At 47.1% G+C, this 26,683-nt stretch carries 30 protein-coding genes and 1 riboswitch; of the genes, 18 read left to right on the top strand and 12 right to left on the bottom strand.

Translation table 11 applies throughout. The features are described 5' to 3' along the window. Positions 1–182: 182 nt before the first annotated feature. The gene (locus H735_RS13375) at positions 183–707 is read right to left on the bottom strand and encodes a DUF3087 domain-containing protein (RefSeq protein ID WP_020195167.1); all 525 of its coding nucleotides are present in this window, start codon (positions 705–707) and stop codon (positions 183–185) included. A gap of 158 nt (positions 708–865) precedes the next feature. On the opposite strand from H735_RS13375, the gene trmY reads away from it, so the two are divergent. Continuing rightward, positions 866–1,465 (top strand): tRNA (pseudouridine(54)-N(1))-methyltransferase TrmY, encoded by a 600-nt coding sequence (gene trmY / locus H735_RS13370; protein WP_005374282.1) that lies wholly within the window; start codon positions 866–868, stop codon positions 1,463–1,465. A 66-nt stretch (positions 1,466–1,531) separates the two neighbouring features. Here the strand turns inward: trmY and H735_RS13365 are convergent, their stop codons facing one another. Beyond that, positions 1,532–2,875, bottom strand: coding sequence for a TldD/PmbA family protein (locus tag H735_RS13365; RefSeq protein WP_020195166.1), 1,344 nt, complete (start codon positions 2,873–2,875; stop codon positions 1,532–1,534). After that, positions 2,875–4,260, bottom strand: coding sequence for a TldD/PmbA family protein (locus tag H735_RS13360; RefSeq protein ID WP_020195165.1), 1,386 nt, complete (start codon positions 4,258–4,260; stop codon positions 2,875–2,877). Before H735_RS13360 ends, H735_RS13365 begins: the two co-directional genes overlap by 1 nt. Before the next feature lie 481 nt (positions 4,261–4,741). Continuing rightward, a riboswitch (TPP riboswitch) is annotated at positions 4,742–4,852 on the top strand. A 109-nt stretch (positions 4,853–4,961) separates the two neighbouring features. Here H735_RS13360 and thiD point away from each other — a divergent pair. From thiD to H735_RS13320, 8 genes are all read left to right on the top strand, one after another. After that, positions 4,962–5,834, top strand: coding sequence for a bifunctional hydroxymethylpyrimidine kinase/phosphomethylpyrimidine kinase (gene thiD, locus H735_RS13355; protein ID WP_020195164.1), 873 nt, complete (start codon positions 4,962–4,964; stop codon positions 5,832–5,834). Further along, a complete protein-coding gene (locus tag H735_RS13350; RefSeq protein ID WP_020195163.1) occupies positions 5,824–6,579 on the top strand; it encodes an ABC transporter ATP-binding protein in 756 nt (251 codons plus the stop codon). The genes thiD and H735_RS13350 overlap by 11 nt, the downstream gene beginning before the upstream one ends. Then, positions 6,572–7,372 (top strand): ABC transporter permease, encoded by an 801-nt coding sequence (locus tag H735_RS13345; protein ID WP_020195162.1) that lies wholly within the window; start codon positions 6,572–6,574, stop codon positions 7,370–7,372. The genes H735_RS13350 and H735_RS13345 overlap by 8 nt, the downstream gene beginning before the upstream one ends. 47 nt (positions 7,373–7,419) lie before the next feature. Beyond that, positions 7,420–8,370, top strand: a complete 951-nt coding sequence (locus H735_RS13340) for an ABC transporter substrate-binding protein (protein ID WP_020195161.1) — start codon at positions 7,420–7,422, stop codon at positions 8,368–8,370. Positions 8,371–8,424: 54 nt separating this feature from the next. Continuing rightward, on the top strand, positions 8,425–9,093 hold the full coding sequence (gene tenA, locus H735_RS13335; protein WP_020195160.1) for a thiaminase II: 669 nt from the start codon (positions 8,425–8,427) through the stop codon (positions 9,091–9,093). A gap of 12 nt (positions 9,094–9,105) precedes the next feature. Continuing rightward, positions 9,106–9,897, top strand: a complete 792-nt coding sequence (thiM, locus tag H735_RS13330; protein ID WP_020195159.1) for a hydroxyethylthiazole kinase — start codon at positions 9,106–9,108, stop codon at positions 9,895–9,897. A gap of 64 nt (positions 9,898–9,961) precedes the next feature. Further along, entirely contained in the window at positions 9,962–10,576 is a 615-nt protein-coding gene (gene thiE, locus H735_RS13325; RefSeq protein WP_020195158.1) for a thiamine phosphate synthase, read from the top strand. Between the two features lie 188 nt (positions 10,577–10,764). Further along, positions 10,765–11,490 carry a phosphatase PAP2 family protein gene (locus tag H735_RS13320; RefSeq protein ID WP_020195157.1) on the top strand — a complete coding sequence of 242 codons (726 nt, stop codon included), beginning with the start codon at positions 10,765–10,767 and terminating at the stop codon, positions 11,488–11,490. A gap of 77 nt (positions 11,491–11,567) precedes the next feature. Here the strand turns inward: H735_RS13320 and H735_RS13315 are convergent, their stop codons facing one another. Then, positions 11,568–14,015 carry a molybdopterin guanine dinucleotide-containing S/N-oxide reductase gene (locus tag H735_RS13315; RefSeq protein WP_020195156.1) on the bottom strand — a complete coding sequence of 816 codons (2,448 nt, stop codon included), beginning with the start codon at positions 14,013–14,015 and terminating at the stop codon, positions 11,568–11,570. A gap of 23 nt (positions 14,016–14,038) precedes the next feature. Continuing rightward, positions 14,039–15,133, bottom strand: coding sequence for a NapC/NirT family cytochrome c (locus tag H735_RS13310; RefSeq protein WP_020195155.1), 1,095 nt, complete (start codon positions 15,131–15,133; stop codon positions 14,039–14,041). A 231-nt stretch (positions 15,134–15,364) separates the two neighbouring features. Here H735_RS13310 and H735_RS13305 point away from each other — a divergent pair, with 231 nt between their 5' ends. The 6 genes from H735_RS13305 (at position 15,365) to H735_RS13280 (ending at position 18,824) form a co-directional block, all read left to right on the top strand. Then, positions 15,365–15,916, top strand: a complete 552-nt coding sequence (locus tag H735_RS13305; RefSeq protein WP_042979977.1) for a GNAT family N-acetyltransferase — start codon at positions 15,365–15,367, stop codon at positions 15,914–15,916. Positions 15,917–15,944: 28 nt separating this feature from the next. Then, positions 15,945–16,676 (top strand): SDR family oxidoreductase, encoded by a 732-nt coding sequence (locus H735_RS13300; RefSeq protein ID WP_020195153.1) that lies wholly within the window; start codon positions 15,945–15,947, stop codon positions 16,674–16,676. A 9-nt stretch (positions 16,677–16,685) separates the two neighbouring features. Continuing rightward, positions 16,686–17,150 (top strand): GNAT family N-acetyltransferase, encoded by a 465-nt coding sequence (locus H735_RS13295; RefSeq protein WP_020195152.1) that lies wholly within the window; start codon positions 16,686–16,688, stop codon positions 17,148–17,150. 118 nt (positions 17,151–17,268) lie between these two features. Next, positions 17,269–17,739, top strand: coding sequence for an HAD family hydrolase (locus H735_RS13290; protein WP_020195151.1), 471 nt, complete (start codon positions 17,269–17,271; stop codon positions 17,737–17,739). A gap of 60 nt (positions 17,740–17,799) precedes the next feature. Continuing rightward, positions 17,800–18,300 carry a GNAT family N-acetyltransferase gene (locus H735_RS13285; protein WP_020195150.1) on the top strand — a complete coding sequence of 167 codons (501 nt, stop codon included), beginning with the start codon at positions 17,800–17,802 and terminating at the stop codon, positions 18,298–18,300. A 74-nt stretch (positions 18,301–18,374) separates the two neighbouring features. After that, on the top strand, positions 18,375–18,824 hold the full coding sequence (locus H735_RS13280; RefSeq protein ID WP_020195149.1) for a GNAT family N-acetyltransferase: 450 nt from the start codon (positions 18,375–18,377) through the stop codon (positions 18,822–18,824). Positions 18,825–18,838: 14 nt separating this feature from the next. Here the strand turns inward: H735_RS13280 and H735_RS13275 are convergent, their stop codons facing one another. Together H735_RS13275 and H735_RS13270 are read right to left on the bottom strand one after the other, a co-directional pair. Then, a complete protein-coding gene (locus tag H735_RS13275) occupies positions 18,839–19,498 on the bottom strand; it encodes a hypothetical protein (RefSeq protein ID WP_020195148.1) in 660 nt (219 codons plus the stop codon). A gap of 68 nt (positions 19,499–19,566) precedes the next feature. Further along, complete coding sequence (locus H735_RS13270; protein ID WP_020195147.1) at positions 19,567–20,010, bottom strand: c-type cytochrome; 444 nt, start codon at positions 20,008–20,010, stop codon at positions 19,567–19,569. A gap of 132 nt (positions 20,011–20,142) precedes the next feature. Here H735_RS13270 and H735_RS13265 point away from each other — a divergent pair, with 132 nt between their 5' ends. Both H735_RS13265 and H735_RS13260 read left to right on the top strand, forming a co-directional pair. Further along, entirely contained in the window at positions 20,143–20,784 is a 642-nt protein-coding gene (locus H735_RS13265; RefSeq protein ID WP_020195146.1) for a cytochrome b/b6 domain-containing protein, read from the top strand. Positions 20,785–20,794: 10 nt separating this feature from the next. Then, positions 20,795–21,223: a MarR family winged helix-turn-helix transcriptional regulator gene (locus H735_RS13260; RefSeq protein ID WP_020195145.1), complete on the top strand. Its 429-nt coding sequence runs from the start codon at positions 20,795–20,797 to the stop codon at positions 21,221–21,223. Between the two features lie 96 nt (positions 21,224–21,319). Here H735_RS13260 and H735_RS13255 read toward each other — a convergent pair whose 3' ends face one another. The 4 genes from H735_RS13255 to H735_RS13240 form a co-directional block, all read right to left on the bottom strand. Beyond that, the gene (locus H735_RS13255) at positions 21,320–21,847 is read right to left on the bottom strand and encodes a hypothetical protein (protein ID WP_020195144.1); all 528 of its coding nucleotides are present in this window, start codon (positions 21,845–21,847) and stop codon (positions 21,320–21,322) included. A 278-nt stretch (positions 21,848–22,125) separates the two neighbouring features. Beyond that, positions 22,126–22,497: a c-type cytochrome gene (locus H735_RS13250; protein ID WP_020195143.1), complete on the bottom strand. Its 372-nt coding sequence runs from the start codon at positions 22,495–22,497 to the stop codon at positions 22,126–22,128. Between the two features lie 67 nt (positions 22,498–22,564). Then, positions 22,565–22,852 carry a hypothetical protein gene (locus tag H735_RS13245; RefSeq protein WP_020195142.1) on the bottom strand — a complete coding sequence of 96 codons (288 nt, stop codon included), beginning with the start codon at positions 22,850–22,852 and terminating at the stop codon, positions 22,565–22,567. A 62-nt stretch (positions 22,853–22,914) separates the two neighbouring features. Beyond that, positions 22,915–23,832 carry a DMT family transporter gene (locus tag H735_RS13240; RefSeq protein WP_020195141.1) on the bottom strand — a complete coding sequence of 306 codons (918 nt, stop codon included), beginning with the start codon at positions 23,830–23,832 and terminating at the stop codon, positions 22,915–22,917. Between the two features lie 109 nt (positions 23,833–23,941). Between H735_RS13240 and H735_RS13235 the strand changes: the two genes are divergently transcribed. Next, entirely contained in the window at positions 23,942–25,378 is a 1,437-nt protein-coding gene (locus H735_RS13235) for an aminotransferase-like domain-containing protein (protein WP_020195140.1), read from the top strand. A 112-nt stretch (positions 25,379–25,490) separates the two neighbouring features. On the opposite strand, the gene H735_RS13230 is transcribed toward H735_RS13235, so the two are convergent. Then, complete coding sequence (locus H735_RS13230; protein WP_020195139.1) at positions 25,491–26,624, bottom strand: glycerate kinase; 1,134 nt, start codon at positions 26,622–26,624, stop codon at positions 25,491–25,493. Between the last annotated feature and the right edge of the window lie 59 nt (positions 26,625–26,683).

The following is a 26,683-nucleotide window of genomic DNA, read 5'->3' as shown; positions in this document are numbered from 1 at the left end:
TATTGTTAAAGAGCTTGCTTCGTAAGCTTTGCTACCGAAGCGGAGGCGTATTTTAAGGAATTAATTTTTAGTGTCAAACACTTTTTTAGAAAAAAACCTAAAAAAAAGCGTCGAGTGGTGAAATCTCACTCAAACGCTTATTTTTAGCACTTAGTTGTTAATTTAACGTAGCAAATAGGCAATCAATATGTGTCAATCCAAGACTCTTCAAAGCTTGTGATATCAAGCTCCAATGACTTCGCTGCTTCTATTTGCTCAATTGCCTCTAATTCTTTATTTACACTGCTCATCGTCAATGTGTTGTTGTCTAACTCAAACACCTGGCTTTGAGTCGTATAGTAGAACTTAAGGATCGTCAGCGCTTTTACATCGTGCTTAGCAGAAGCGGCTTTAATGCTTTTCAGTTTGCGAAAGATCTTGTTGTGCAGCTGCTTGAGTTTCCAGACATACAACACTTCTTCCATATAAGGGCGTGTTTTGAATTGGTTCAGCAAAGACAGTGAAGTAGCTAAGGCAAGCACAACACCAATTAAGTTCCAGTGAAAGTTCCCCGTCGACTGTTCAGGTACTACATCTGTATTACCGAACAAAACGATCAATAGCGTACTAAAAGCAAGAGAAGAGATAGCAAGCAAGGCAACAAAGCCACCAATCACTAGGTTGACCTTCTTTCTATAGACTTGTTTGTTTATTTTTTTGATTTCCATATACCGCTCCTAACAGGTTGCCTCTATTCTAACCAGCACACTCCGCACGACAATCGAAGCTTTGTAAGTAAGTTCACATTTGCTATTAAACTCGCATCCCTTCCCTGCTTGGGTATATACTTCCGCGCATTCACTCTTCCTATATAGAGGCTAAATTCATGCGCTCTTTTGTTTTACGAGCTCGCGCGGCGCCAACCACCAGCAAAGCACTGTTAGAAGGTGTTGGTAATGAAGCGCATACAGAGATTCTTGCTCATACCATGATGAACACTATGTTCGTTGCTCAATCACACCGTGAAGATGTGGTTGTTCACTTGGTTTTAGAAAGCACAAAAGACTTCTCACGCACCATTACTATTCGCTCCAATGACATCACTAACATTGGCGGCTTCCATGAGTCAACCTTGATTGCAGCAGTGGCTCGCGCTTTGGATGCATCGGTTGGTATGGGCAAAGAGCAACTTCGTGAAGTCGAACCTGGTATCACCGTTCGTACTGTCAGCTTTGAACGTCTAGTGCAAGAACTGGCAGAAGATCACCAACTATATATGTTGGATAAAAAAGGCGAATTTGTTCGTGATGCAGAAATCGGTGGAAACCCATGTTTCTTGCTAACCGACCATATTCCGATGCCGAAGAAGTCTTTTAACAGCTTAAAGCGCCTTGGCACAGAGAAGATCAGCTTAGGTCCTAAGATGCTGTTCGCTTCTCAGTGTGTGGTATTGATCCACAATGAGTTAGACATTCGCGAATTTTAATTCTCACGAGTTAAAAGAAAGAGGACTCCATTGAGTCCTCTTTTTGTTTCTATAGGAATGCCGGAGTTATTTACCGCCAATGCTCAAACGAGCAAAACGAACGTCTGGCGAGAAGAAAGTGCGGCTATCGTTAATTAACTGAGCATCACCCACAGCCTCAACTTCTTGCAGCATCTTGTAGAAGTTACCCGCTACAGTGATACCACGCACTGGTTGAATGCGCTCACCATCACGGCACAAGAAGCCACTCGCACCAAACGAGAAATCACCACTCACCGCATCCGCGCCAGAGTGAACACCCTGCAGTTCGACTAACTCTAGGTACTCACCCGCTTTTACTTCTGACGCACTACTGTTGCCTGTCGCAATCACTTTGTGATTCGCTGATACTTCTAGGCTCGATTTTGCACCGCGAGCGGCACTTGCTGTCGAGACTGCACCCAAGTAACTTGCGGTCTGGCTGTTGTGTAGCAAGGTTTTCAACTCACCATTAGCAATCATCACATTGTCTTGAGTAGCAAAGCCTTCACTATCAAAACTTGCGATTGCCATACCATTTGGCATGTAAGCCGTATCACTAAAGGTAATTAAATCACTCGCAACACGTTGACCAAGCTTATCACCCAGTGGCGTAATGCCTTTCATCGCGCTTACGCCAGAGAAAGCACTGCCGAAAGCACCGAATAAACTTGCTAGCGCATTGATATGGAAGATAGCAGGGTAGTTACCCGTCGCAACCGGTGCACCTTCAAGAAGATCTCGAGCAAGGTTGTAACCGCCTTCTATACAGTAAGCTGGATTCAACTCATCAAAACGGCGACCAAGTGACATTCTCCCCGCCATTGACTGTTTGCCGTCTTTTTCAAACAAGGTATACGCGTAACAAGTGAACGAGCGCTCGAAGTGTTGACACAATGTGCCTTGAGTATTGGCAATGATTAGTTGTGTTTCGCCATCGCTGTAACCATTGTAAGGTGCGCTAGAGGCGTGAGGCAGAGCTACTACGCCTTGTTCAAGTGCGAGAGACAGTTCAATTTTTTCATCAACAGAAGTCGTATCTTCTTGTGAAATCTCAGCAACATCAGTCGCAATTTGGCTGTTCACGCAACTAATTGTCTGATGTTCATCTTGCTTGGAAAAGCGAGCGCTTTGCAGTGCGTTGGTCAGCATCAAATCTAAGCTTGGTTGCTCTAACGACTCAGAATAGCTTGTTGCAACACGCGCATCTTTCACAACACGAACACCCAGAACTTGGCTTGAGCTTACTTTGTACTCATCCAGCTTTCCTTGGTTCGCTTTCAAAGAAAAGCTGCTGTTGCGGTTTACAATGACGTCCGCTTCTGCACCTTGGCGTTTTGCTTCTGATAGGACGTAATCAACCGCATTAAGAAGTTGTTGTTCTTGGCTCATTAGTTACCGCCTCCTACCAGAATGTTATCTACTTTCAGCGTTGGCTGACCGACTGTTGTTGGCACTGAACCACTCACGGAACCACACATGCCCGGCGCAAGCGCCATGTCTTTGCCGACCATGCTGATTTCTTTCAGCACTTTTGGACCCGTGCTGATCAGCGTTGCAGTTTTCAGAGGTTTGGTGATTTTGCCATTTTCAATGAGGTAAGCTTCACGAACGGCAAAGTTGAACTCCCCCGTACCCGGTTGAACCGAGCCGCCGCCCATCTTCTTCGCATAGATACCACGCTCGATGCCTGCCAGCATGTCATCAAGTGAATGCTCGCCTTCTTCGATAAAGGTGTTACGCATACGCGAGGTTGGTGCGAACTTGTAGTTTTGACGACGACCTGACCCCGTAGGCTCATAACCTGTCTTCATACCACCCATTTGATCGACCATAAAGCTGGTTAGCTTACCGTCTTTGATCAATTGGGTGCGCTGAGTCTTCATGCCTTCATCATCAACATGAATCGAGCCCCATTCGTTGGTCATGGTGCCATCATCGACTGCATTCACTGCGGTGTGAGCAACCATTTCGCCCATCTTGTCGTGGAAGACTGATGCTTTCTTCGCAACTGAAGTGGTTTCTAGTAAGTGACCACATGCTTCATGGAAGATAACACCACCAAAGCCGTTACCAATCACCACCGGCATTTCACCCGATGGACAAGCATCGGCGCCAAGTTTAACCAACGCTTGCTGCGCGATAGTTTGACCTAGCTCTTTGGCATCAAGCTGCTCACTAAACTCCCAACCAGCAAGAGCGCCAGGACCTTCCATACCAGAAGACTGCTCATTACCTTTTTGAGCCACGGTATTACCAGCAACTCGTATGTAGTGACGAGTATCGTCAACGTGTAGACCTTCTGAGTTGAAGATAGACACTTGTTGTTCGCGCTGAAGCACACTGCCGATGAACTGGCTGATATGTTCACTCTCTGCGCGTGCGGCTTGGTCAACTTGCAATAAGAAAGCAATTTTAGAATCTAGGTTAGCGTCTTTGCCAAGTGGCATACGACAACCATGTTGAATTGGGTAGCGGTTCAGATTGAGAGAACCTGCTGACACGATTTGCTCACGCTTGTCTTTTGCTGCAAGCAGTGAGGTTACGCGTTTAAGCTCGGCTTCATCGGTGCTGTTGGTGTAACCGTAAAGCACTTTATGACCGAAGAAGAGACGAATACCGATACCAAAATCGATACCCGAGTTCACCTTGTCCACCTCACCAGATGCGATCTGGACAGTGTTGGTTTGATGGTGTTCAACGAATAGCTCAGCGAAATCAGCCCCTAAAAAGAGGGCATGATCGATCACCGCTTTCGCTGTTACAGAATTAAGCATGAAATCTCCTTGCTCGTTGATCGTCCTAGCCTTCCCCACCTTTGAGTTAGACTTTGTGTATAACAGTCACAACCTAAATTGGATGACTCAAAAGCATATTGGCAACGCGTTAAATATTAACACTTTTTTAACCTTGTTTTATGCTAATCCTTGCTAAATCAAAGAACGAATCGTTACGTATTATGTCGACATCTCACTATTAGATAGTGTCTTGAACTGCCAGTTTCAATGCAGCACGTTATTTACACTAAATTCTGCCACCACATTGCTGTTGGATTCACAAAATAATAAGGGTTCCAGCTAGGCAACAAGCGAAAGAGTCCCATGAGCATAGTTAGCCTATGTGATTGGGCGAGTGAGCGCAGTTAACAACGCTGGGGCTCTAATTACGAAGAGAATCCAGTTCTCATATTTAAATGATGACTCTCTCTAGCCATAAAAAAACACGTGCACCGTAACTGAGTGAACTGCTATTATCTTGACGAAATAGTCGGGGGGCCCATGCAGTGAATGCATCGGCTGAGATCGAAATTCGAGACCCGTTGAACCTGATTCAGTTAGCACTGACGTAGGGAACTATCATCACTTTGCCACTAGCTTGCCTTGAGTCTCTACCAGTGCAGCTAGCCCAATGGATCCGATCACCGATCTTCCCTTGCTTGGCCAAGTCAGTTCCTGTACGTCTTGTAATAGGAGCGACCATGGCGCAGCAGTCAAGCCAAGAAAAACCATCAACACAGCCACAAGCAGCAACTTCAACAGACACACCGATTGTGTTAACGATTGCAGGTTCTGATAGCGGTGGCGGCGCAGGCATTCAAGCCGACATAAAAGCGATGTCCGCAACCGGCAGTTTTGCTTGCTCGGTAATCACGGCGATTACTTCGCAAAATACCCAAGGCGTTTCTGCGATTTTCCCAATCCCTCTCGACCATGTAGAGAGCCAACTTGATGCGGTATTTACCGACCTCAACATCGTTGCAGTTAAAGTGGGCATGCTGGCCGATTCCAATATCATCAAAGTCGTTGCAGACAAAATTAAACAATACCAGCCAAAATACCTCGTGATTGACCCTGTTATGGTGGCCACCAGCGGCGATCTATTACTGGAACAGTCGGCAATCAGCACTTTAAAAGAAGAATTGATTCCGCTCGCAGACATCATTACCCCTAACCTACCTGAAGGTGCTGCATTGACAGGTAAACCAGTTCCTCAATCAGAATCTGAAATGAACGATATGATTGCTGACTTGCGCGCATTAGGGGCAAAAGCGGTGCTGTTAAAAGGCGGCCACTTGGAAAAAGATGAAAACAGCAACGATCTGCTGATCATGCAAGACAGCGCCGAGTTAATCAGCGCTAAACGCTTTCCAACCAAAAACACCCATGGCACAGGCTGCACGCTGTCTTCTGCTATCGCGTCTTACCTTGGCCAAGGCAACAATCTGCACAAAGCGGTGCACCTTGGTAAGCAGTACATCAGCCAAGCTATCGCGCACGCTGACGAATTGGATGTCGGTAAAGGTCATGGTCCTGTGAACCATTTTTTTGCAGGTCACACGCATGTGCGCTAATGCACTCGGCATTCAGCTTAACGAAGCAAGTCTGCAATACAAAGACAGCCAAACACCAACATTAGCAGGGTTGAGTATGACTATCCCTGCTAATCAATGGACTGTGTTACTTGGTCGCAGTGGTTGCGGAAAAACGACGATCCTTCGTTATCTAGCTGGGTTGTTAGACGACAAAGTCGAATGGCATGGTGAATTAACCACAACGGATGGCATCGCCCTAAACGAACGTACTGCCTACATGGCGCAGCAAGACTTGTTGCTGCCGTGGTTAAATGTGTTAGACAACATCTGCCTAAGTTCTCGATTTTCTCAAGATCAAGCACCAGAACAAAATAAACAACGTGCACTGACTTTACTCAGCCAAGTGGGACTCGCCGATTACGCGGATGCTAAGCCAGCTCAGCTCTCTGGCGGCATGAGACAACGTGTTGCCCTTGCTCGCACTCTGATGCAAGACAAGCCTCTGGTTCTGATGGATGAGCCTTTCTCTGCGTTGGACGCGGTTACTCGCCATAAGTTGCAAACCTTGTCTGCCGAATTATTGAAAGATAAGACGGTTGTTCTTATTACCCACGACCCACAAGAAGCGGTGCGATTAGCTCACCAACTCTATGTATTGCAAGGCACGCCTGCACAAGCTCAGCACTTGGTTGTTCCGGATTCCAAGCCACCACGAGTTCTCGATGGAGAGTGCGCCGCGCTTCAACAAGCGATTTTGGATCAATTGGAGAAAGACTATGAGTGATATGACTCAGTACAACTCCGTTTCGGCACGTATTAATAAAAAAGAACGCGTGACCCATCCGGCTCTGCGCTTGGTCATAAGCACTGCGGTGATCTTGGGATTGTGGCAGTTGGTCGTGGTGATATTCGATATGCCAAGCTTCATCTTACCTTCACCTATTGAAGTGCTGGATAGATTGGTGGCTCGTTACGATGTCTTGCTCAAACATACTTGGGTTACCGCGCAAGAGATCTTACTTGGCTTGGCGCTTGGATTGTCGATGGGTTTGCTGTTCGCATTGCAAATGCTGATGTTTGAGCCGCTGAAGCGTTGGTTACTGCCCGTTCTGATTGCTAGCCAAGCGATCCCTGTGTTCGCCATCGCGCCAGTGCTCATGCTTTGGCTTGGTTACGGCATTGCGTCGAAAGTTGTTATGGCGGCGATCATCATCTTTTTCCCCGTCACGATATGTTGCTACGACGGCTTACGCAATACACCAACAGGTTACCTCGATCTTGCCAAGACCATGGGCGCGTCTAAATGGCAGCTACTTCGTCATATTCAATTGCCAGCCGCACTACCAACTTTAGCCTCAGGTATTCGTGTTGCCGTCGTTATTGCGCCAATTGGAGCAGTGGTCGGTGAGTGGGTAGGTTCAAGTGAAGGCTTGGGTTATCTGATGCTCCAAGCTAACGCTCGCATGATCATTGATGAGATGTTTGCGGCGCTGTTTATCCTCGCCGTGCTGTCTATCGCACTCTACTTCATCACCGATAAATTATTGAAAAAAGCCATCCCTTGGGAAAGCAAGTAATTGCCGAAAATAACCAAAGGAAATTGGGAAAGAAAAGGAAGAACCCCTTGAATAAAAACAAACTTATGAGCGCTGCTGCTCTACTCGCTTCAGTGGTATCAACCAACGTCCTTGCCGCTGAAAAAGAGATGACACTGATGTTGGATTGGTTCGTCAATCCAAATCATGGTCCTATCGTGATTGCCAAAGAGCGCGGTTACTTCAAAGAGCAAGGTTTGAAGGTCAACATTCAAGAGCCGGCAGATCCAAGTACACCACCTAAGTTGGTCGCAGCTGGCAAGGTCGACATGGCGATTTCTTACCAACCAAGCCTGACCATCGATGTCGCGGCTGGTTTGCCACTAATCCGCTCTGCGACTTTGATTGCTACGCCACTCAACACGTTGATGGTGTTGGACAACGGTAAGAATGAAAACCTTGGCGACTTGAAAGGCAAGAAGATCGGTATTGCGATCGCAGGCAACGAAGAAGCAACAATCGGCACCATGCTAGCTCAAGAGAACGTGAAGTTTTCTGACGTACAAATCATCAACGTAGGTTGGGCGCTTTCTTCGTCTCTTGCGTCTGGCAAGGTGGATGCGATTTGGGGCGGTCTACGTAACTTCGAAACCAACCAACTTGCACTAGAAGGTTATAAAGCTAAAGCCTTCTTCCCTGAAGAACACGGAGTACCAGCGTATGACGAGTTAGTCTTCGTAGCCAATGCAAAAACCTACGACAAAGAAGCCATCAAGGCATTCAACAAAGCACTAGAGCAAGCGACCACTTACATCGTTAACCATCCAAAAGAGTCGTGGAAAGAGTTTGTGGCTTATTCACCAGACACACTCAACAACGAGCTTAACCAACGCGCTTGGAATGACACGCTAACTCGTTTCGCTCTTCGTCCATCTGCAGTGGATCTGAAACGCTACGATGATTATGCCGAATTCATGTATTCACAAAAAATCATCGAAACACTGCCAAAAGCGAAAGATTACGTACCGAGCTTTGACTAATTCTACTGACCTTAGGCTCTAAGCCTAGGGTCTTTTGATAACGAGATACCCATAATGAAATACCAAGATTTGATCGACGCTTGCCGCCAAGATTGGCAAGAATACACTGAGCATGCTTTCGTGCAGCAATTGGCGCAAGGCACTCTGGCTCAGCCTTGTTTTCTGCATTACCTAAAGCAGGATTTTCTTTTCCTAAAACAATACGCACGAGCTTACGCATTAGCGATCTACAAAGCACGTACTTTGGATGACATGCGCCGTGCCCTACCAAGCGTACATGCATTGCTCGATTCTGAAATCGCCCATCACGTGACTTACTGTGAGCAATGGGGACTGACGGAATCCGACCTAGAAAACGAGCCAGAAGATTTCGGTACGGTAGCTTATACCCGTTACGTGTTAGATGCTGGCATGACGGGCGATCTTGTTGATCTATACGCGGCACTAGCGCCATGCTCCATCGGTTATGCCGTAATCGGTAAGATGCTGATTGAAGATGAAAAGACAGTAATAGAAGGCAACCCATACGCAAGTTGGATCAACCTCTACGGTGGTGAAGAGTTCCAATCTGGTGTCGCAAAAGGTGCTGAGCACTTTAACCAGTTATTGGCGGAAATCGATATCAATAGCCAGCGTGGTCAAAACCTGATTCAGGTATTCAAAACCGCAACACGTATGGAAGTGGCATTCTGGCAACAAGGTCTGAACGCTCAGCAAGATTAATCGGAGAGTCTCATGTTAATTGAACAAATCACCCAAGCATTAACCGCAGTGCGCCAGCAAAAACCATTAGTCGTCAACATAACTAACTACGTGGTGATGAACAACACGGCAAACGCCCTATTGGCCATCGGCGCTTCTCCAATCATGGCGCACTCCAAGCAGGAAATGGCAGAGATGATGTCGTTCGCTGGCGCATTGGTTATCAACATTGGAACCCTAGACAGCGTTTGGACACCGCGTATGAGCTATGCCGTAGAACAAGCCAATGCCAATGGTAAAATCGTTGTACTCGACCCTGTCGGTTGCGGAGCAAGCTCACTACGTACAGAGACATCACGTGAGATCGCACGCCGTGCAGACAAACTCATCATTCGTGGTAACGCCTCAGAAATCATTGCACTCGCTGGCGAGCAAGCACAAAGCAAAGGCGTCGATGCGTTAGACAGCAGCGACACAGCACTTGGCGCTGCCAACTTCTTAGTCACAGAGTATGATGCAAGCGTGGTGATTTCTGGCGAGACCGATTACATCGTCACGAAAGGGCAAACCGTGCGACTGAACAATGGTCACGAGATGATGCCATACGTAACCGGAATGGGCTGTACGCTCACGGCACTAACGGGCGCTTTTGCTGCCGTTGGTGATGACACTGGTCTCGCAGCAGCAGCGGTACTGGGTGTTGTTGGCGAGATTGCAGCGGAACAAGCTCGTGGTCCAGGTAGCCTGCAAATGAACCTGTTGGATGAGCTTTACCAGTTGGATGAAGAAACATTGGCGAAGCGCCTCAAACTGCACGTGCAATAAGCTTTTATCTCTTTTAACACTAGCCTCTCAATCCTCTTTCAATGAGAGGCTTAAAGGAAACCCAATGAACGCCTATCGTTTATATTTGGTCACCGATGACCAACAAGATTTAGCCACACTAAAGCGTGTTGTGAGAAAAGCGGTGGAAGGTGGCGTGACTATGGTACAAGTCCGCGAAAAACACGGTGATGTGCGTGCGTTTATCGAACGAGCTCAAGCCGTGAAAGACATCCTTAAAGATACCGATGTGCCTTTGATCGTCAATGACCGCGTAGATGTCGCACTGGCTGTCGATGCTGATGGGGTCCACCTTGGGCAATCAGACATGCCAGCAATCATTGCTCGTGAGTTGATTGGACCAAACAAAATTCTCGGTTTATCTATCGAAAATGAAGAGCAGCTTGCAGAAGCCGACTCTCTGCCGATTGATTACATCGGTTTGAGCGCGATCTTCGCGACGCCAACCAAAACCAACACAAAAAAACACTGGGGTATTAATGGTTTGAAAATGGCGTTAGAGACGACTTCACTGCCGATTGTTGCCATTGGCGGCATTAACGAGAGTAACATTCCGCAGCTTAGCGCCACTGGTGTTCATGGCTTGGCTTTGGTTTCGGCAATTTGCCACGCTGAAGATCCAAAAGCCGCATCGGAGTACCTATTGGGTTTGATTAGCTAACCTTGCTCACTCCAGAGCAAAGCGCTTATGGATGAGCGCGTTCACCTCTCAAAACTTTCAAAAGTCCCTACTTTCACAGCGAAGACCTGCAATGTCACTTTCACACTCGAATTGACAGAGCGTTGATAAGTTTTTCACATCAATTGTCGTAAGATAGCCGCCTATTTTCGACTGCTGTATGACTTTTCATGAAAACTAAAAAATACGGTTTGATGATGCTCGCCTTGTTCATTCTTGGCATCATCCCACTTTCGCTGTTTGCCTCGTATCACGATCTTACTTCTCACGTTTCTGACGGCACTGGCATTCTCTTTACTCTGCTAACCGATTCTGCGGGCAGTAAAGGCTTTTTGATCACTCTAACGCTGTTGGTGTTGTCGCTTTACCGCTTCAAGCCGAGCCAGTCTGACTGGATGCAAAAACTGTCCATGCTGGGATTGTTACTGGTGATTGGTTTTGCCAGCAAAACAGGCTTAAAGCTGATGACAGAAAGCCCGCGTCCCTACACAGAACTGCTTGCCGCAGAGCAATTGATTGAACACCCAGAAGCGTTTTATCAGTTGGAGACTGAACAACAAGCGAGTGTGATCGGAGAGATCTCAGAAAAAGTTAGCGAATGGCGCACTCGTCACTGGCAAGGTGAAAAAGACTATTCCTTCCCATCTGGTCATACGATTTTCGTTTCTATCTGTTTAGCCTTCTTTGGTGGGTTATTTTTGCAGAACAAGTGCTACTTCTCTGCTGCTACCCTATGGGTCTGGGCAATGGGCGTGGCGTACAGCCGCTTGTGGCTCGGCATGCACAGAATTGAGGATTTGATTGGTTCAGTGGTATTTGTCGCCATCGTTTTTACTTTGCTGCCGGCATTTCAAATTACTAAAAAAGCGCCTTTCGTTGCCTTAACGACCAAGTAAAGAGCTGAAAAATAGATAAAAGAGAAGCCAGCAAGTTGCTGGCTTCTTTAGTTTTGTATCTTAGGTTCTGACTGAGCTTAACCGTTCTTAGGCGGTGTAAATGCCGTTAGCTCAAGCACTGGACCTTCGTACTTCTCGATACGAACCAATGCAGAGTTCGCCGCACAACCGTTCGCAAGGCGAGAGGTTGGAATATCGAGCGTTAGAACGTTACAGCCACCGTTTTTACAGATGCCTGTTTTAGGGTCTAGATCTGGCCAGCCACCTTCGTGGATACATACTGAGCCTTGCTTGATGCCATCAGTCACCAATGCACCAACCAGAACTTGACCACGGCCATTGAAGGCACGAACAAGATCGCCGGTCTTAATACCACGCGCTTTTGCGTCTTCTGGGTGGATAGAAATCGGCTCACGGTCAGCAATCGCGTACTCTTCACGAATCTTCGCGTAGTTGAACTGGCTGTGTAGACGATGCGCCGCGTGCGCTGTCATTAGCTGAAGTTCACCATCTGTTGCATTACCCGTGTACTCTGTTGGTTCCATCCATGTTGGGTGTGGAGGACAGTCTTCAAGCTGGTAGCCTTCAATCGTCTTAGAGAAGATCTCGAACTTACCACTTGGCGTACCTAGTGGGCTCATGATTGGGTTTTCACGGAATTCAGCGTAACGAACGAACTGCGCGTTCTTCTCGTTCCACTTCATTTCGATCAATTGGTTATCTTCCCAGAATTTGCTGAAGTTTGGCATTGCGATGCGTTGGCCACGACCGCCTTGCTGAGCGGCTTTGTAGAAACCGTACAACCATTCCATTTCAGTCTTGCCTTCGGTGTAAACATCACGGCCACCCGGAGCAAGCAACTCTGCCATGTCCGCGAATACATCAAAGTCGTTACGAGCTTCACCTTGAGGCTCAACCACTTGCTTCATCGGCACTAGGTGTTGGTTACTGTAGTCACCTGTCATGGTCATATCGTTACGCTCGAACGATGTGGTGATAGGTAGAACAATATCCGCGTGCTTCGCTGCCGCTGTCCAGTATGGTTCAGAGATAACGATAAGCTCTGGTTTTTGCCACGCTTTGATCAGACGGTTAGTGTCTTGGTGGTGAGTAAAGTTCGCACCGCCTGCCCACCAAATCATCTTGATCTCAGGGAACGTTAACTCATGACCATTGTGGTGGTAGCTCATACCTGGGTTTTCTAGTGCTTCAACAATACGAGCCACTGGGAACGCGTTAACAGAACCAGAAACCGCCCAGTCGTTACCTGCAGAAGAACCGCCGCCTAGAGACGCAGAAATAGCAGGAAGTACACCCGCATCACGTGAAGGGTTACCGCCGTTTGAGTAGTGGTAAGAGAAACCAAAACCACCACCCGGTAGACCAACGTGGCCCAGCATGGTAGCTAGCGTTACTAGCATCCAGTGACGTTGTTCACCGTATTGCTGACGCTGCATACCCCAGCCCGCCATTAGCATTGTGCGGTTTTTGCTGAAGATGTCTGCAAGCAGCTCAAGTTGCTTAACTGGCACGCCACAGATCTTAGATGCCCATTCTGCAGACTTCTCAACGCCGTCTTCTTTACCCATTAGGTAAGCTTCGAACACGTCGTAACCTGTAGTGTATTTCGCTAGGAATTCTTTGTCGTGCTTACCTTGTTTCACAAGCGTATGCGCGATACCCATCATCATCGCCACGTCCGTCATTGGGTGCGGAGCGATCCACTGTGCGTTGTCACCGAAGAACTCGATGGTCTCTGAACGCATTGGGTCGATAGCGATAACCGTCTTACCTGATTTCTTAAGCTGATGGAAGAACTCAAGGCCCGCACAGTCTGTTGAGCTCCAAGCGATTTTCAGTGTGTTGATTGGGTTAAGACCCCAAAGCACCACAACGTCACTGTGCTCAAGAACCACTGGGTAGGTCGTTTGCTGTTCGTAAACTTCAATAGAACCTACCACGTGCGGCATGATCACCTGCGCAGCACCCGTAGAGTAATCACCAAGGTGACCTGAGTAACCGCCCGCCATGCTCATGTATCGTTGTAGAAGCGTTTGTGCTTTGTGCAACACACCACTTGAACGCCAGCCGTAAGAACCAGCAAAGACAGATTCAGCACCGTGCTCTTTACGAATGCGCATGTGTTGTTCGTGAATCAGTTTGTAAACTTCATCCCAAGACACGCGAACGAATTCATCGCTACCACGCACGCCTTCTGGCGCAGATGGGTTTGCCAAGTAGCCTTTACGTACCATTGGGTACTTAACACGAGCTTTAGTATGAACTTGGTCAGGGCCCGTAGTTTGAAGACTGTTTGGTACCGTTTGTGGCAATGCGTTCGTGGTTGAAACCAGTTTACCGTCTTTTACTTCACACAGCATTGGGCCCATGCGACCCGCTGTAAGTACACCTGAACCACGCTTATCAGACGCTAGCGCGCTCATTGGCGTCAATGAAGTGAAAGCCAGAGCACCAGCAGTTAGACCAGTGCCTTTTAGAAATCCGCGACGAGTTAAATTAGTCATAATCTTATCCTTCTATCTCTCTATTAGTGACCAACCACATCTTTCGCGTGGTGCTGGAAGAACTTAGTCAAAATTTCTAGGTTTTCTGCTGAAATATCAGTGCGATCACCCATACTCTTCGCTACAGGACCCCATGCGTTCACAGTAAAGTGATTTGAAGGAATTTTCGCGTGACAAGTTGCACAGTAAACGTTGTCCAACTCTTCTGCGTATGACCAAACCGGCTCTAGCGTATCAACCACTGGAGAATCGATCGTTGCCGTTAGAGAAACAGGACGCCACTCGTTGCCGTATACGTCTGCTTTGAACTCGCCAGCTTCAACTGCTTGTTGGCCTTGTTCAGATAGTGTTGCAACAATCGCGCGTTGACCTTCACCCATGTAAAGCACTTGCTCTGCGCCTTTCATTTGGAATGCATTGATCTTAACGGTGCGGTTGTCACCTTCCGATTTCACAACGTTCAGTTTGGTTGTTGGGTTCACTGTACCAAAATCACCCATGCTGATAGACGTCACTGGGTAAACCACTTTCGCGTCTGCTGCTGTTTTGGTAGTGAAGCTCATCAGTGTTTCAAACGCCTTGCTATCAAGTTCCGCTTCTGGAGCGAAGTGCGCTACACCTTTGTGACAGTCGATACACGTTTGGTCATTCGCTTTGCCGTATGCGTGCATCTTCGCCGCATCACGTGATTGCTCGAACTCTTCCATTGCATCGAAGTCGTGACAAGAACGACAGGTTGCCGAATCGTTTTCACGGAACTGCTCCCAAACCATCTCAGCAAGTTCAGTACGGTGTGCTTCGTACTTCTCTGGCGTGTCGATCTTACCTGTTACAAACTCATGGTAGATGTCTTTTGAAGCGCGGATCTTAGTGACCAAGTAATCCATTGGCTCTTTCGGAATGTGACAGTCCGAACATTCTGCGCGAATACCTTTGGCGTTACTGAAGTGCACTGAGCCTTGATACTCTTTGTAAGGGATTTCCATAGAGTGACAAGAGAGACAGAACTCAGTGTCGGATGTGTAATGCATCACTGCTGCGGTGCCACCTAGAGTTAGCCAGCCCACACCAATACCCACTGCCACCATTGCGGCGATATAACGTTTTTTAATTGACATAATTAGAAATAAATACTCACAAATTCACATGCTTTGTCGCATATTTACCTCTTTAGTAGTATCTGGTAATTGATCTGAGTCATACGTACACCCTAGGTGGTGACTTATTTTTCGTTATTGAGAGACTCCTTGGCATATTCCATTTTTCTGAAAAATCTTTCTTGACCGAACCTATTCGTCATAACGATAGATGTTGTTTATCAAAGCACTTTTGATATGTTTGTGTGAGATATGAAAACTCGATCACATGGAGGCGATTCAAACGTGTTATCTCTACCCATTTCCACCCCAAGAACTGAGCTTAAACCGCTAACGAAAAGTGATTGGGATTTGTATCGCCGCTTGAGTAGCGAACCACAAATCATCGCGCTTTGTTTTGACCCGCCGACCGAAGAGGAAATGCGCCAAAAGTTCGAATCACGGCTACCTGTATGGACACCGCAAAGCGAGCATTGGTTATGTTTGGTGATTTATGAAAAACAAAGCGTACGACCAATCGGCATCACAGGCTTTGTGTTGCAAGATGGCATTGCAGAAGTCGGGTATTTATTACTGCCAGAATTTTATGGCCAACAGTTTGGTACGGAATCTCTTACCGGTGTGATTGAGTGGGCGTTTGAGCAGCACAAGATTTCTCAGTTTTCCGCCACGGTCACAGAGGGCAATATTGGCTCTGAGCGAGTGCTGGAAAAATGTGGCTTCAAGCTCACCGAGACCATCCCCGAAGCCTATGAAATAGGTGGGAGAAAGTACGCAGATAAGCTCTATTCATTAAAAAAATAATATTCACGACAAAAAATAAGGACGTGTTTTGCAGAAAGTAGTCATCATCACAGGCGCAAGCCGAGGCATCGGAGCCGCAACCGCCAAATTACTCGCCAAACAAGGCTATGCCGTATGCGTTAACTATCGCGCGCAAGCCGAGGCTGCCGCGCAAGTTGTTCGTGAGATTGAGGAGGTTGGCGGTAAAGCCATCGCCATCAAAGCGGATGTTTCCGATGAGCAGCAGGTACTCTCATTGTTTGAACAAACCGAACAAGCACTCGGAAAAGTCACTCATCTCGTCAACAACGTGGGCATCTTATTCACCCAGTCTCGTCTTGCGGACATGACCCTTGAGCGATTTCAAACTGTTATGAACGCTAATGTGACGAGCTGTTTTCTTTGTTGTCGAGAAGCCGCAAAACGATTTGAATCTGGCAATGCGATTGTTAATGTTTCTTCTGCCGCATCCCGCTCTGGTGCGCCGTTTGAGTACGTTGATTACGCAGCCTCGAAAGGCGCAATGGACTCGCTCACCAAGGGATTATCGTTAGAGTTAGCGGAGCAAAACATCCGCGTAAACGGGGTTCGTCCCGGCTGCATTTATACCGACATCCATGCCGATGGCGGCGAGCCGAATCGAGTCGACAGGCTCAGTGAAAAAATCCCTCTCAAGCGAGGAGGCACGGTAGATGAAGTGGCCAATGCCATCGCGTGGCTACTCAGTGATGAAGCATCTTATGTCACAGGTTCGTTTATCGATCTAGCTGGCGGAAATTAAGGAACAGTAATGAAAATTAGATCAGCGACACCCGACGATCTCAATGCGCTCTTTGTATTAAACACGCAAATTAGCGAACTTCACTTTCGTCATGCGCCACACACTTTTGTACCACCTTCTGAAGAAGACAAAACCTTTCTCGCAGATGCGCTGGCCGATGATGCTCGATTGGTGCTCATAGCCGAAGAAGGTCAACAAGCACTTGGCTTTATCACTGCGACCATTACCCAAAATGAAACTATCAGCTTTTTAATCAAAGACCCGATTTGCCGCATTGGCACCATCGTCGTCGATGAAAATCAGAAGTCAAAAGGCGTTGGCCGAGCCTTAATGACGGCCGTTGAGCAATGGGCACGCGAGTCAGGTGCAACTCAAGTCCGCTTAGAAGTCATGGAGTTTAACCACAATGCGCAGCAGTTTTACGACAAACTGGGCTTTGCTCCCAACTCCCGTCTTATGATGAAATGTTTGTAACGATCACGGCATTTAAGCGAATTTCAGCGTTAAAGCTAACGTGAATCGCATTTATCTTTCACGCTTTCCTCCCCTTTTCGAAAAGACGATATGATGTACGAATAAAGGAGATTCGAACATGATTTATCTTTTCGATTGGGGAAACACCTTGATGGTCGATTTTCCTCACGCACAAGGAAAAATGTGCGATTGGGAACACGTTGAAACCGTTCCTCAAGCCAAAGAGACTCTGGCTCAACTCACACAAGATCACCAGGTTTATATCGCGACCAGTGCATCAGATTCCGCGATGGAAGATGTGCAAAAAGCCTTTCAACGAGTCGGGCTCGACCAATACCTTTCTGGCTACTTTTGCTTTGCAAACCTTGGTATTGCCAAGAATCAGCCTGATTTTTATCTTGCGGTAGCAAAACAATTGAGCGTTGAGCCGAGCCAACTCACCATGGTTGGCGACTTACCAGAAAAAGACATTTACCCAGCAATGGACGCAGGGTTAAACGTTATTTGGTTCAATCCTCAAGACCTCCCTGCGCCAAGCAAACCCATCCCAAATCAAATACGTTGTTTGTCTGAGTTGCTAAGCACCTAACCGACATACGCACAAATACACTTGAGCCACTAAACTTTATGCACCAATCAAGGAAGATGAATGCAGATTAGACCGATTACCGTCAACGACATTGACCACTTTATTTCGCTCTGGAATCGCGTTTATGAGGAAGGAGAATACTTACGCTCGCCAGCGCCAGACAAAGCGATGCTGATTGAGGTAATCACTCGTGTAGAAAAAGAATCCATTCCCCAATTTGTGGCCTTCGATGGAAAACGCCTAGTTGGCAGTATCGAAATCTTCCCGGCCGAAATGTGTGGCTACGAAGGAGGAGAGTTCGCTAAAACGGGCATTCTCGGCATTCATATTGACCGCCACTATCGAAACCAAGGGTTAGGAAAAAAGCTACTCACCACCGCCATTCAAAGCGGTTGGCAATATGGCTATGACACTATTGCGTTGAATGTTTACAAAACCAACCACCCTGCGATTGCTTTATATGAGAAGTTTGGCTTCGAGCATTGTGGCGAGTTAGGTGAAGTGCTATTGCCTAACGGCAAATATCTGATGAGTCAGAAAATGGTCTTAAAGCATCCGTAAGTTGATTCTAGTAGCAAGACCACATTGCCTTTGCGATATACTGATCGGAACTCAATATTTACCGCGTACTTGTGATGATTGAATATAAATCCTTATCGCCAAATCAAATCCCGATGGCTTTGCTATTAGAAGCCGATCCAGACCAAGATAATGTTAATCGCTATCTTGCCAATTCATTGAGCTTTGCGGCGGTGGAAGAGAACCAGATCGTCGGTGCATGTGTGGTGTTACCGCTTTCAGAAACGCAGGCTGAAATCATGAACGTCTCAGTCGCACCTACGCATCAACAACGTGGTATTGGTTCAGATCTATTGCGATTTGCCATTGAGCAGTTAAAAGACCAATCTTTTCAAAAGTTGATATTAGGAACGGGGACGTTTGGTTACCAACTGACTTACTATCAACGCTTGGGTTTCAGGGTAGAGAGCGTGGATAAAGATCACTTCTTACTCCACTACCCAGAACCAATTTGGGAGAACGGTATCCAACACAAAGACATGCTGCGTCTGTATCTAGACCTTTAAACATAAAGGCTTAGTTAGCTTTTCATATCCAACTTTTTACCCAAGTATTCAATTTCAAAAGTCGCATACCCAAGCTGTACCGCTTCAAAAGAGTACATCAGGTTTTGCGCCTGCTGGGCATCTTTCGCCAATACGGCGACGGAGTAAATCGGACGCTCAACACCATTGTCCAACACTTGGGTATTGATGTAAGACGAGGTGACTAAGCCAGAGTTGTTCAAGCTGATCACTCGCTGCAGATCGACACCCAATACACGGTCCATTTCTAACGCCTCAATGCCCTCTTTCCAACGCAACGTCACACTGTAGTTATCACTTTCTGGCGTGTTATCTAACCATTTGGCGCCTAGTGGTTGAATGCTCGCGATCTTCACCAAGTCTTGCTGGTACATAGGTAAGTCCTGCAATTTAGTCGCAACTTCCGCCTCGTTATCAGCCGACAACACGAAACGCAAAATCTGTACTGGTTTACCATCGATACTGCTTGGTAAAACAAACATGTCTTTCACATCACCTTGTTCGATCAGTTGGCTAAAGGCCACTTTCTGTTCTGGCAATGTTTTGAGAACCTGTTCGGAGTCATTGGTGTTCCAAGCCAGTTCCACGCCGTAATCAGCAGCCAAGCTAGAGAAAGAAGCCACAGCAAGTGTGCTTAATAGAATGAGTTTTTTCATAAGGTTACCTTTCACTTAACGATTTTCTTTTTTGCTTCGATATAAATTCAATGTTGTGGTTCGCTTGATTACCAACGACTGCGGTATGCACGATGACAGCTTCGGCAAGTACTCTGAGCTTGCTTAAGTCCTGCCTCAGCCGATGAAACTTGTTGGTTCTGCGCAGCTTGATACAACTGTGCAAACCCTTCATCCATTTGCAGCATCAAGCGATTGAAGTTATCTGGTTTGCTCCACACTTCTTTCTTCGCTTTGCTCTCAGCTTGGCTTCCCTCTGGAAACGCTTGTTGCAGTTGTGCGCTGTGGCGAGTGAGCTCAACACCAATCTGCTCTAGCGCGTGCCAATCGGTATTGCTGCCTTTCAATGTTTTATCGGCTTGTTTCGACAGGGACTCTATTTGCTCAAATGCATTCTGACGCGTTTCGATTTGAGCGCTGAAGTCTTGGGCAAACACTGTTGTTGATACAAAGATGGTCGGTAAAAGTGCAATCAGTGCCAATGTCTTTTTCATTTCATTCTCCTGGTTTTTCGTTATTGCTGTGTAGTTGCAAATAAATTTACACAACAATCATTGCGTACGCAACTATTGTTGTGTAAATTACCGTAAAGAAGATCATCACACCGAGAAAAGATCGAGGTAATTATGAAAATTTGGGATTTAGCAACGCGACTTTATCACTGGGCTCAAGCCCTACTGTTTATAGCCTTGATGGCATCTGGATTGTCTGGCAATGGGCCCCATGTTCAATTGGGGTTAGCGTTATTTACTTTGTTGTTATGGCGATTAACTTGGGGAGTTATCGGCAGCGAAACCAGTTTGTTTCGACAGTTTCTCCGCTCACCTAAAGGTGTCATTACTTACTTAAAAGGTAAATCGGCGGCGACAGTGGGTCATAATCCTGCAGGCGGCTGGATGGTGGCGGCGCTGCTGACGACATTGCTGCTTCAATGTATCTCGGGAATGGCGCTTGGCGGCTTATTCGATACGTGGCCGTATTCCGATGTTTGGCTTAACGACAACGTATTTGTAGGGATTGAGTGGTTACACCTGACCTTGGCCGATCTTTTGCCTTTACTGATCGTCTTACATGTTGGTGCGATCCTTTTTTATAAACTAAGAGGTAAACCCTTGTTGAAAGCGATGATCACAGGTAAACAAACCCAAATGAACAAGCAAGCGCTCATCACGGAACAGAAAATTGTCTATCTCGCGCCGCAAAGCCGTGCTTTAGGGGTGCTAGTTGCTGCAACATTGGTTACCATGGCAATCGTTGCTTTATCATAAGAGTAAGAAAATGAGCGAACAGTTTGACAGACAAGACAGCTTTGGCTGGATGATCAATGTCGTTGCACACGATGCAGCGAAAAGATTTGAAGCCGAGCTCAAAAAGCACGGACTTACCGTTGCACTTTGGCCGACCATGATGTGTTTGTGGGAAGAAGAAGGCGTGACGCAGCGCGATATCGCAGCGAAATCTAAGGTAGAAAACTCAACCACGACTCGTACCTTAGACAAGTTGGAGAAGTTAGGTTTGGTAGAGCGCCATCCCGATCCAAACAGCCGCCGCTCGTTCCGTATTTATCTAACGGAAGAGGGACGAAGCCTCAAAGAAACCTTGCTGCCAGTCCCACTGGCTGTCAATAAAGAGCTGATGAGTCCGCTAGAGCCAGCAGAACAAAAAGAGATGCTTCGCTTGCTAAAAAAGTTGGTCGCAGAGATTTAGCGCTTCGCTAAGTTTTTCCAACTTAAGAATAAACAAAGCCCTAAGTTCTGCACTTAGGGCTTTGTACTTTTCTGCTCACGTCAGTTTGCTTGATGTCTAGCAACCTTCTGTAACATGCCCTCTAACCACCGAGCGCGTCGACGCTTGATTAACGTAATAGAAATAGCAGGCTTCACGCTCCAAGGTGTAACCTTGCGGCCAAATATACACCACACGATCTAAGCCAGAATGATCAGCGAACTGATACTCAGGAATCGCAACAAAATAGGCACTGTTTGGGAATTGATTCCCCATGATGCAAAAATCGCTGCCTTCACACGGCTTATCAATTGGTGAATTGCCTTTGGCAGGCAGACCAATCTCTAGTAACGCTCGTATGCTATTTGCACTTGCTTCTGGCATCCCACTGAGCATGTTCACTTGATGATCAATGTACGTCATTTGTCTGCGCTCCTGCGCATCATCAATCATCACTTTGGCATGGAAGAACTTAAGAGACGTCCCCAGAGAAGACTGCGAACTGTGCAGCATAGAAACGTAAGCTTGACGGTTAATATCGAGCAGAATTGGCAAGGCAGCGAGAGCGATGGAACCCAAGGTTGCTAAGACGATGGTGATTTCCATCAACGTAAATCCTTTTGTTTTCACTTTCGACTCTCAGCATACAGACAGATGATAGGGGTTCGCTCCCACATCCATGTGAGAACCGAGCCAATATATCGCTGAAATTACGCAGAGAAACGCGCAAACGATAAGAAAAAACGAGGGAATCGAGAACTTGAGAGTGACCGCCAAATTACCTTGAAACAAGCGGCTAAAGTAACGTAGAAATTCGACTGAATTCAAAACCTTGAAGCACACCAAAAGCCAATAAGTGTCTGTTTCTAAAATAAGAATTAAGCTCAGTTAATACTTTTTATGTATTCAAAAATGTCATTTACTTGCTTTTCACTCAGCACAGATTTGAATGATGGCATTGCACCGCTTTGACCATTCTCTCCTTCCAATACCGTCCCTATCAACTCCACTTTTGTTCCGAATGGGTTGGTCAGTTCATCAAAAATATTATCAGGTTTGATGTTCGTCGCCTTGGTCACCATTCCATCTCCATGCCCTTTGTCACCATGACAAGAGACACAGTAAGATTCAAAATACTGCTGACCCGCAGCAAGATCCGCTTCGCCATATTGGTTGTCAGTGAACCATTTGTAACCCGCAAAACCAGAACTGGAAGCCAGTAATAACAAAACAGCAGAGAAAAAGAATTTGCGCATGAGAGCCCCTTGTCTTCGTTTAATCAATGAAGACAAGGTAACGAGGGAGATGTCGAAAAAGTGTTGATTAGGCGTTGAGCAACGGCACGTTATTGCGGATTAAACCTCGACGTACGCTGGTGCACATTTTGCCAAATCGGCGGATTTCATCAAACTGAGGCGTGATACCGCGATCCATTGCAGATTCCCAATAGCTCAGTTCAGAATCGACCATTTCCAACAGTTTTTTAGGGCAACCAATGCATTTACCATCAGGGCCACAAGCAAAGGTCTCCGATTCATAAATCGGCAATTCTGCTTTCACTTGTTCAATGATATTGCGCATCGCGCTCATTCGATCTGGCTTGACGGTCATCATCCGACTCCACAAACATGTAAGGAGCCGGATTGTACTCTCTGGCACGCAAATGTCCCTACCTAATTTAGGTATATTTTACGTTTCTGCTTTGCAACCTTTGATTTAAACATTGGTAGCTCAGGCTTTTTCACCACTAAGTAGACTGCCGTCGCCGCTAATACAAAGCCAATAATGCCCATCCAATCAAACGACTCACCGAAGGCAAACCAAGCTTGAAGCGCCGTGGTCGGAGGCACAAGGTAGAACACAGAAGCAACACTCGATGCCGCACCATTTTTCACCATGTACAGCAACAACAGAATCGCCACACAAGACAGCACGACCACAAGCCAGATTAAAGTAAGAATGAATTCCGTCGTCCATTGCACCTGCATGGTTTCAAACTGCATCGCGATTGGCAGGAACATGGCCAACGCCGCCAAATACTGCACCGTCGCGCCACCTACCATATCCACTTGTTGGCAATATTTCTTTTGATACAAAGTGCCAAGCGTAATACCAAACAGCGACGACAAGCACACACCAATCGCTAAGGTTTTGTGCAAATCGGATTGCCACTCCATCTTACCCATAAGCACCATAGCAATACCAACAAAACCCAAGGACAAACCAATCCACTGTGATGGTTTGAACTGCTCAGAAGCGAACGCCACCAGCAATACGGCCGTTAAAATAGGTTGTATTCCGACTAATAGCGAACTTAAGCCCGCTGGCATTCCCAAACTGATGGCAAAGTACGTTCCGCCTAGGTAAAAGCCGTGAATCGATATCCCGACAACGCAGCTGTGCCAAAAGTATTTTCCCGTTGGAATGCGACGACGCAGAAAAGCCACAATCACCAAAAACAGCAGGACATTGAACGCCATGCGAATCGACAACAAGGTCGCAGGCTCGGCGTATTGCAATCCAAATCGCGCACCAACAAATCCAGAAGCCCAAAGGATCACGAACACAAAAGGAATGGCTCTGATTAACATGATTCGCCCTCACTCTACTTACTGTTAAATCTTGAATGTTTTTAATCTCGAATGTTGCTAATGTAGTTAGGTACAGTGTTTTCAAAAAGTGACAGATGGAAGTGTTTTTATGGGTACAGATTTAGCAAGTACACTTGATGCCAATAAGTATTTGATCGTCGAGAAGCATCTCAAACAAGCGATCAGCAATGGGGTTTATCAGCCAGACGACAAATTGCCTTCCATCCGTCAATTGAGCACTGAACTCAAGGTAAGCAAGAACACAGTGATCCGCGCTTATCAGGAGCTAGAAGCACAAAGCATGGTTTACTCGGTGCCAAAATCTGGTTATCGAGTAAAGCCAACTGAGCGACATGAAGCCAAGATCGCTAAGCCTACGCGCGTGGATTTGCTCTCGGTGTGCAAACAAATCCTTACCTACCCCGAGTATCAAGAGCTGCTTCCGACGGGTTCAGCACACCCAAATATTGATGCGCCAGCCATCAAAAGCCTGTATGCCGAAATTGGCCGCCAGAGTCGTCAACAAAGCCATATTTCCAGCCATTATCAACTGCCACCGGGTGATGACTTATTGGTCAAACAACTGGCGAAGATCACCCAAGATCTAGGAACGCCGGCAAACGTGGATGATCTTTTGGTCACCCATGGTGCGCAGCAAGCGATCAGTCTTGCCCTCAGAGCAACAACAAAGACAGGGGACATTGTTGCGGTGGAATCACCCTGCTATTTCGGCAACTTATTGATGCTCGAATCGCTCGGTTTGCAGGTGGTAGAGATCCCTAGTTGCCCTCGTGATGGTATGGATCCAGACGCGCTGGAAAAAGCCATGGCAACGTGGGAGATCAAAGTCATTGTTGTCACGCCAAACTTCACCAACCCAACAGGCTCAATGATGCCCCTTGAAAGACGTGAGCGACTGCTTAAGGTTTCTGGAGATATTCCAATCATTGAAGATGACGTCTTTGGTGCGTTGAGTTACGACAAGCCGTTGCCAAGTTTGCGCAAATTGGACGAGAAGCAACGGGTGATTTACGTCAACTCCTTATCGAAAACGCTCGATTCACGCCTTCGTATTGGTTGGATGCTGGCGGGACGTTATCGCGCTCAAGTCGAGCAATACCTATTGTGTGAAAACATGGGCAGTTTGAACTTGATGCAATCGGCAGTGGGCACTTTCCTAACCTCAGGCAAATACCGCACTCACACTGCGCGTATGTGCCGTGTTTACCAAGCGAATGTAAGACGATATTTGCAGATGCTCAATCAATGCTTGGATGCACACTTTGAGCTAAAGAATCGCTATCAAATCAATGCGGTGCAAGGTTCATTCTTGCTTTGGTTACGCTTGCCACCCAAAACTGACAGCTATGCGCTTTATCAAGCCTGTAACGAACACAAAATCAGTATTCTGCCCGGCTCGGTATTTGGCACTCAGGGACAGTATCAAAACTGCATTCGTCTTAGCGTGGCGAACTTTGGAGCGGAGAAAAACTGGCTCCCTGCAATGGAAACACTGGCAACACTGATTGCTCAACACACTAAATAGTCGCTGCAGACATTTCGTTCCAAGCATTCAGCCCCAGAAACAACAAAGCCTCCGCAATTGGGAGGCTTTGATATGAGTTCTCTGAGCTATCTGCTCAACCAAACACGGAGTGTTAGCGAGGTAATTGCCATAATCTGGCTACGTTTTCAGCCAAGTTCGCAAGGTTCACCTCCGCCTCTTCCAAAGCTTCTGGCAAGCTCATTGCACGTGGTACACATACAAATACTGCGTCAATGCCACACTCGTAGACTGCTTGGAAGTTATCACCTGTGCAACCTGCTAGGGCAATGACGGGCAAACCATACTCTTTCGCCACTTTCGCCACACCCATTGGGGTCTTGCCATGCACAGTTTGGTGATCAATACGGCCTTCGCCAGTAAAGACAATATCAGCGTCTGCTACGTGCTCTGCGAGCTTTACGGTTTCTAGCACAATCTCAATACCCGGCTTAAGTCGTGCAGGTAGGTAACCAAGTAACGCCGCGCCCATACCACCGGCGGCTCCTGCGCCTTTTTGAGTCAGCACATGCTTGCCTGTCACTTGCTCTGTCAGTTCACCGTATTTGCTTAGAGCAGAATCTAACAGCTCCACATCCGCCGGCGTCGCGCCCTTCTGTGGGCCAAAAATCGCTGACGCACCTTTCTCGCCACATAATGGGTTGTCCACATCGCATGCCACCAGCACTTCGCAGTCCGCTAAGCGAGCGTCAAGCCCAGACACATCAATGCTTGCTAGCTCAACTAAGCCGCCACCGTTGGGTGTGATTGGCTGACCATCACTGTCCAGAAACTTAACACCCAACGCCGCCAACATACCCGTGCCGCCGTCATTAGTTGCGCTGCCACCCAAGCCGATGATCAAGCGTTGAATACCGCGATCAAGCGCATTTAGAATTAACTGGCCAGTGCCAAAGCTGCTGGTGTTTTTTGGGTCTCGTTGCTCACTTGCCACAAGGTGCAAACCACTTGCCTCTGCCATCTCGATCACTGCGGTTTCACCGTCACCTAGAATGCCGTAAAACGCCTCAACATCATTGCCAAGTGGGCCTTTTACGGTCACGAAAACCTGCTCGCCCTCAGTCGCATCAATCAAAGATTGAACTGTCCCTTCACCGCCATCAGCAACAGGTACCGTAACGAATTCGGCATCGTGCCAAACACGAGACAAACCCGTCTTGATCGCGTCACTCACTTGTTTGGCAGTCAAGCTCTCTTTAAACGAATCTGGGGCAATCACAACTTTCATTTCATTCTCCTGAAAACAGCACGCTGCGAGCGACAAGTCGCAGGTCATCAATGTGGCCA

Origin of the sequence: Vibrio owensii CAIM 1854 = LMG 25443, assembly GCF_000817815.1 — a bacterium.
GTDB classification, from domain to species: Bacteria; Pseudomonadota; Gammaproteobacteria; order Enterobacterales; family Vibrionaceae; genus Vibrio; species Vibrio owensii.
Note: the sequence above shows the minus strand (reverse complement) of the source record. Positions and strands in the feature narration are given on the sequence as shown.

Coding starts and splice junctions, on each gene's coding strand:
- H735_RS13375 (WP_020195167.1), bottom strand. CDS start 707: ATGGAAATCAAAAAAATAAACAAACAAGTCTATAGAAAGAAGGTCAAC.
- trmY (WP_005374282.1), top strand. CDS start 866: ATGCGCTCTTTTGTTTTACGAGCTCGCGCGGCGCCAACCACCAGCAAA.
- H735_RS13365 (WP_020195166.1), bottom strand. CDS start 2,875: ATGAGCCAAGAACAACAACTTCTTAATGCGGTTGATTACGTCCTATCA.
- H735_RS13360 (WP_020195165.1), bottom strand. CDS start 4,260: ATGCTTAATTCTGTAACAGCGAAAGCGGTGATCGATCATGCCCTCTTT.
- thiD (WP_020195164.1), top strand. CDS start 4,962: ATGGCGCAGCAGTCAAGCCAAGAAAAACCATCAACACAGCCACAAGCA.
- H735_RS13350 (WP_020195163.1), top strand. CDS start 5,824: ATGTGCGCTAATGCACTCGGCATTCAGCTTAACGAAGCAAGTCTGCAA.
- H735_RS13345 (WP_020195162.1), top strand. CDS start 6,572: ATGAGTGATATGACTCAGTACAACTCCGTTTCGGCACGTATTAATAAA.
- tenA (WP_020195160.1), top strand. CDS start 8,425: ATGAAATACCAAGATTTGATCGACGCTTGCCGCCAAGATTGGCAAGAA.
- thiM (WP_020195159.1), top strand. CDS start 9,106: ATGTTAATTGAACAAATCACCCAAGCATTAACCGCAGTGCGCCAGCAA.
- thiE (WP_020195158.1), top strand. CDS start 9,962: ATGAACGCCTATCGTTTATATTTGGTCACCGATGACCAACAAGATTTA.
- H735_RS13320 (WP_020195157.1), top strand. CDS start 10,765: ATGAAAACTAAAAAATACGGTTTGATGATGCTCGCCTTGTTCATTCTT.
- H735_RS13315 (WP_020195156.1), bottom strand. CDS start 14,015: ATGACTAATTTAACTCGTCGCGGATTTCTAAAAGGCACTGGTCTAACT.
- H735_RS13310 (WP_020195155.1), bottom strand. CDS start 15,133: ATGTCAATTAAAAAACGTTATATCGCCGCAATGGTGGCAGTGGGTATT.
- H735_RS13305 (WP_042979977.1), top strand. CDS start 15,365: ATGAAAACTCGATCACATGGAGGCGATTCAAACGTGTTATCTCTACCC.
- H735_RS13295 (WP_020195152.1), top strand. CDS start 16,686: ATGAAAATTAGATCAGCGACACCCGACGATCTCAATGCGCTCTTTGTA.
- H735_RS13290 (WP_020195151.1), top strand. CDS start 17,269: ATGATTTATCTTTTCGATTGGGGAAACACCTTGATGGTCGATTTTCCT.
- H735_RS13285 (WP_020195150.1), top strand. CDS start 17,800: ATGCAGATTAGACCGATTACCGTCAACGACATTGACCACTTTATTTCG.
- H735_RS13280 (WP_020195149.1), top strand. CDS start 18,375: ATGATTGAATATAAATCCTTATCGCCAAATCAAATCCCGATGGCTTTG.
- H735_RS13275 (WP_020195148.1), bottom strand. CDS start 19,498: ATGAAAAAACTCATTCTATTAAGCACACTTGCTGTGGCTTCTTTCTCT.
- H735_RS13270 (WP_020195147.1), bottom strand. CDS start 20,010: ATGAAAAAGACATTGGCACTGATTGCACTTTTACCGACCATCTTTGTA.
- H735_RS13265 (WP_020195146.1), top strand. CDS start 20,143: ATGAAAATTTGGGATTTAGCAACGCGACTTTATCACTGGGCTCAAGCC.
- H735_RS13260 (WP_020195145.1), top strand. CDS start 20,795: ATGAGCGAACAGTTTGACAGACAAGACAGCTTTGGCTGGATGATCAAT.
- H735_RS13255 (WP_020195144.1), bottom strand. CDS start 21,847: ATGGAAATCACCATCGTCTTAGCAACCTTGGGTTCCATCGCTCTCGCT.
- H735_RS13250 (WP_020195143.1), bottom strand. CDS start 22,497: ATGCGCAAATTCTTTTTCTCTGCTGTTTTGTTATTACTGGCTTCCAGT.
- H735_RS13245 (WP_020195142.1), bottom strand. CDS start 22,852: ATGACCGTCAAGCCAGATCGAATGAGCGCGATGCGCAATATCATTGAA.
- H735_RS13240 (WP_020195141.1), bottom strand. CDS start 23,832: ATGTTAATCAGAGCCATTCCTTTTGTGTTCGTGATCCTTTGGGCTTCT.
- H735_RS13235 (WP_020195140.1), top strand. CDS start 23,942: ATGGGTACAGATTTAGCAAGTACACTTGATGCCAATAAGTATTTGATC.
- H735_RS13230 (WP_020195139.1), bottom strand. CDS start 26,624: ATGAAAGTTGTGATTGCCCCAGATTCGTTTAAAGAGAGCTTGACTGCC.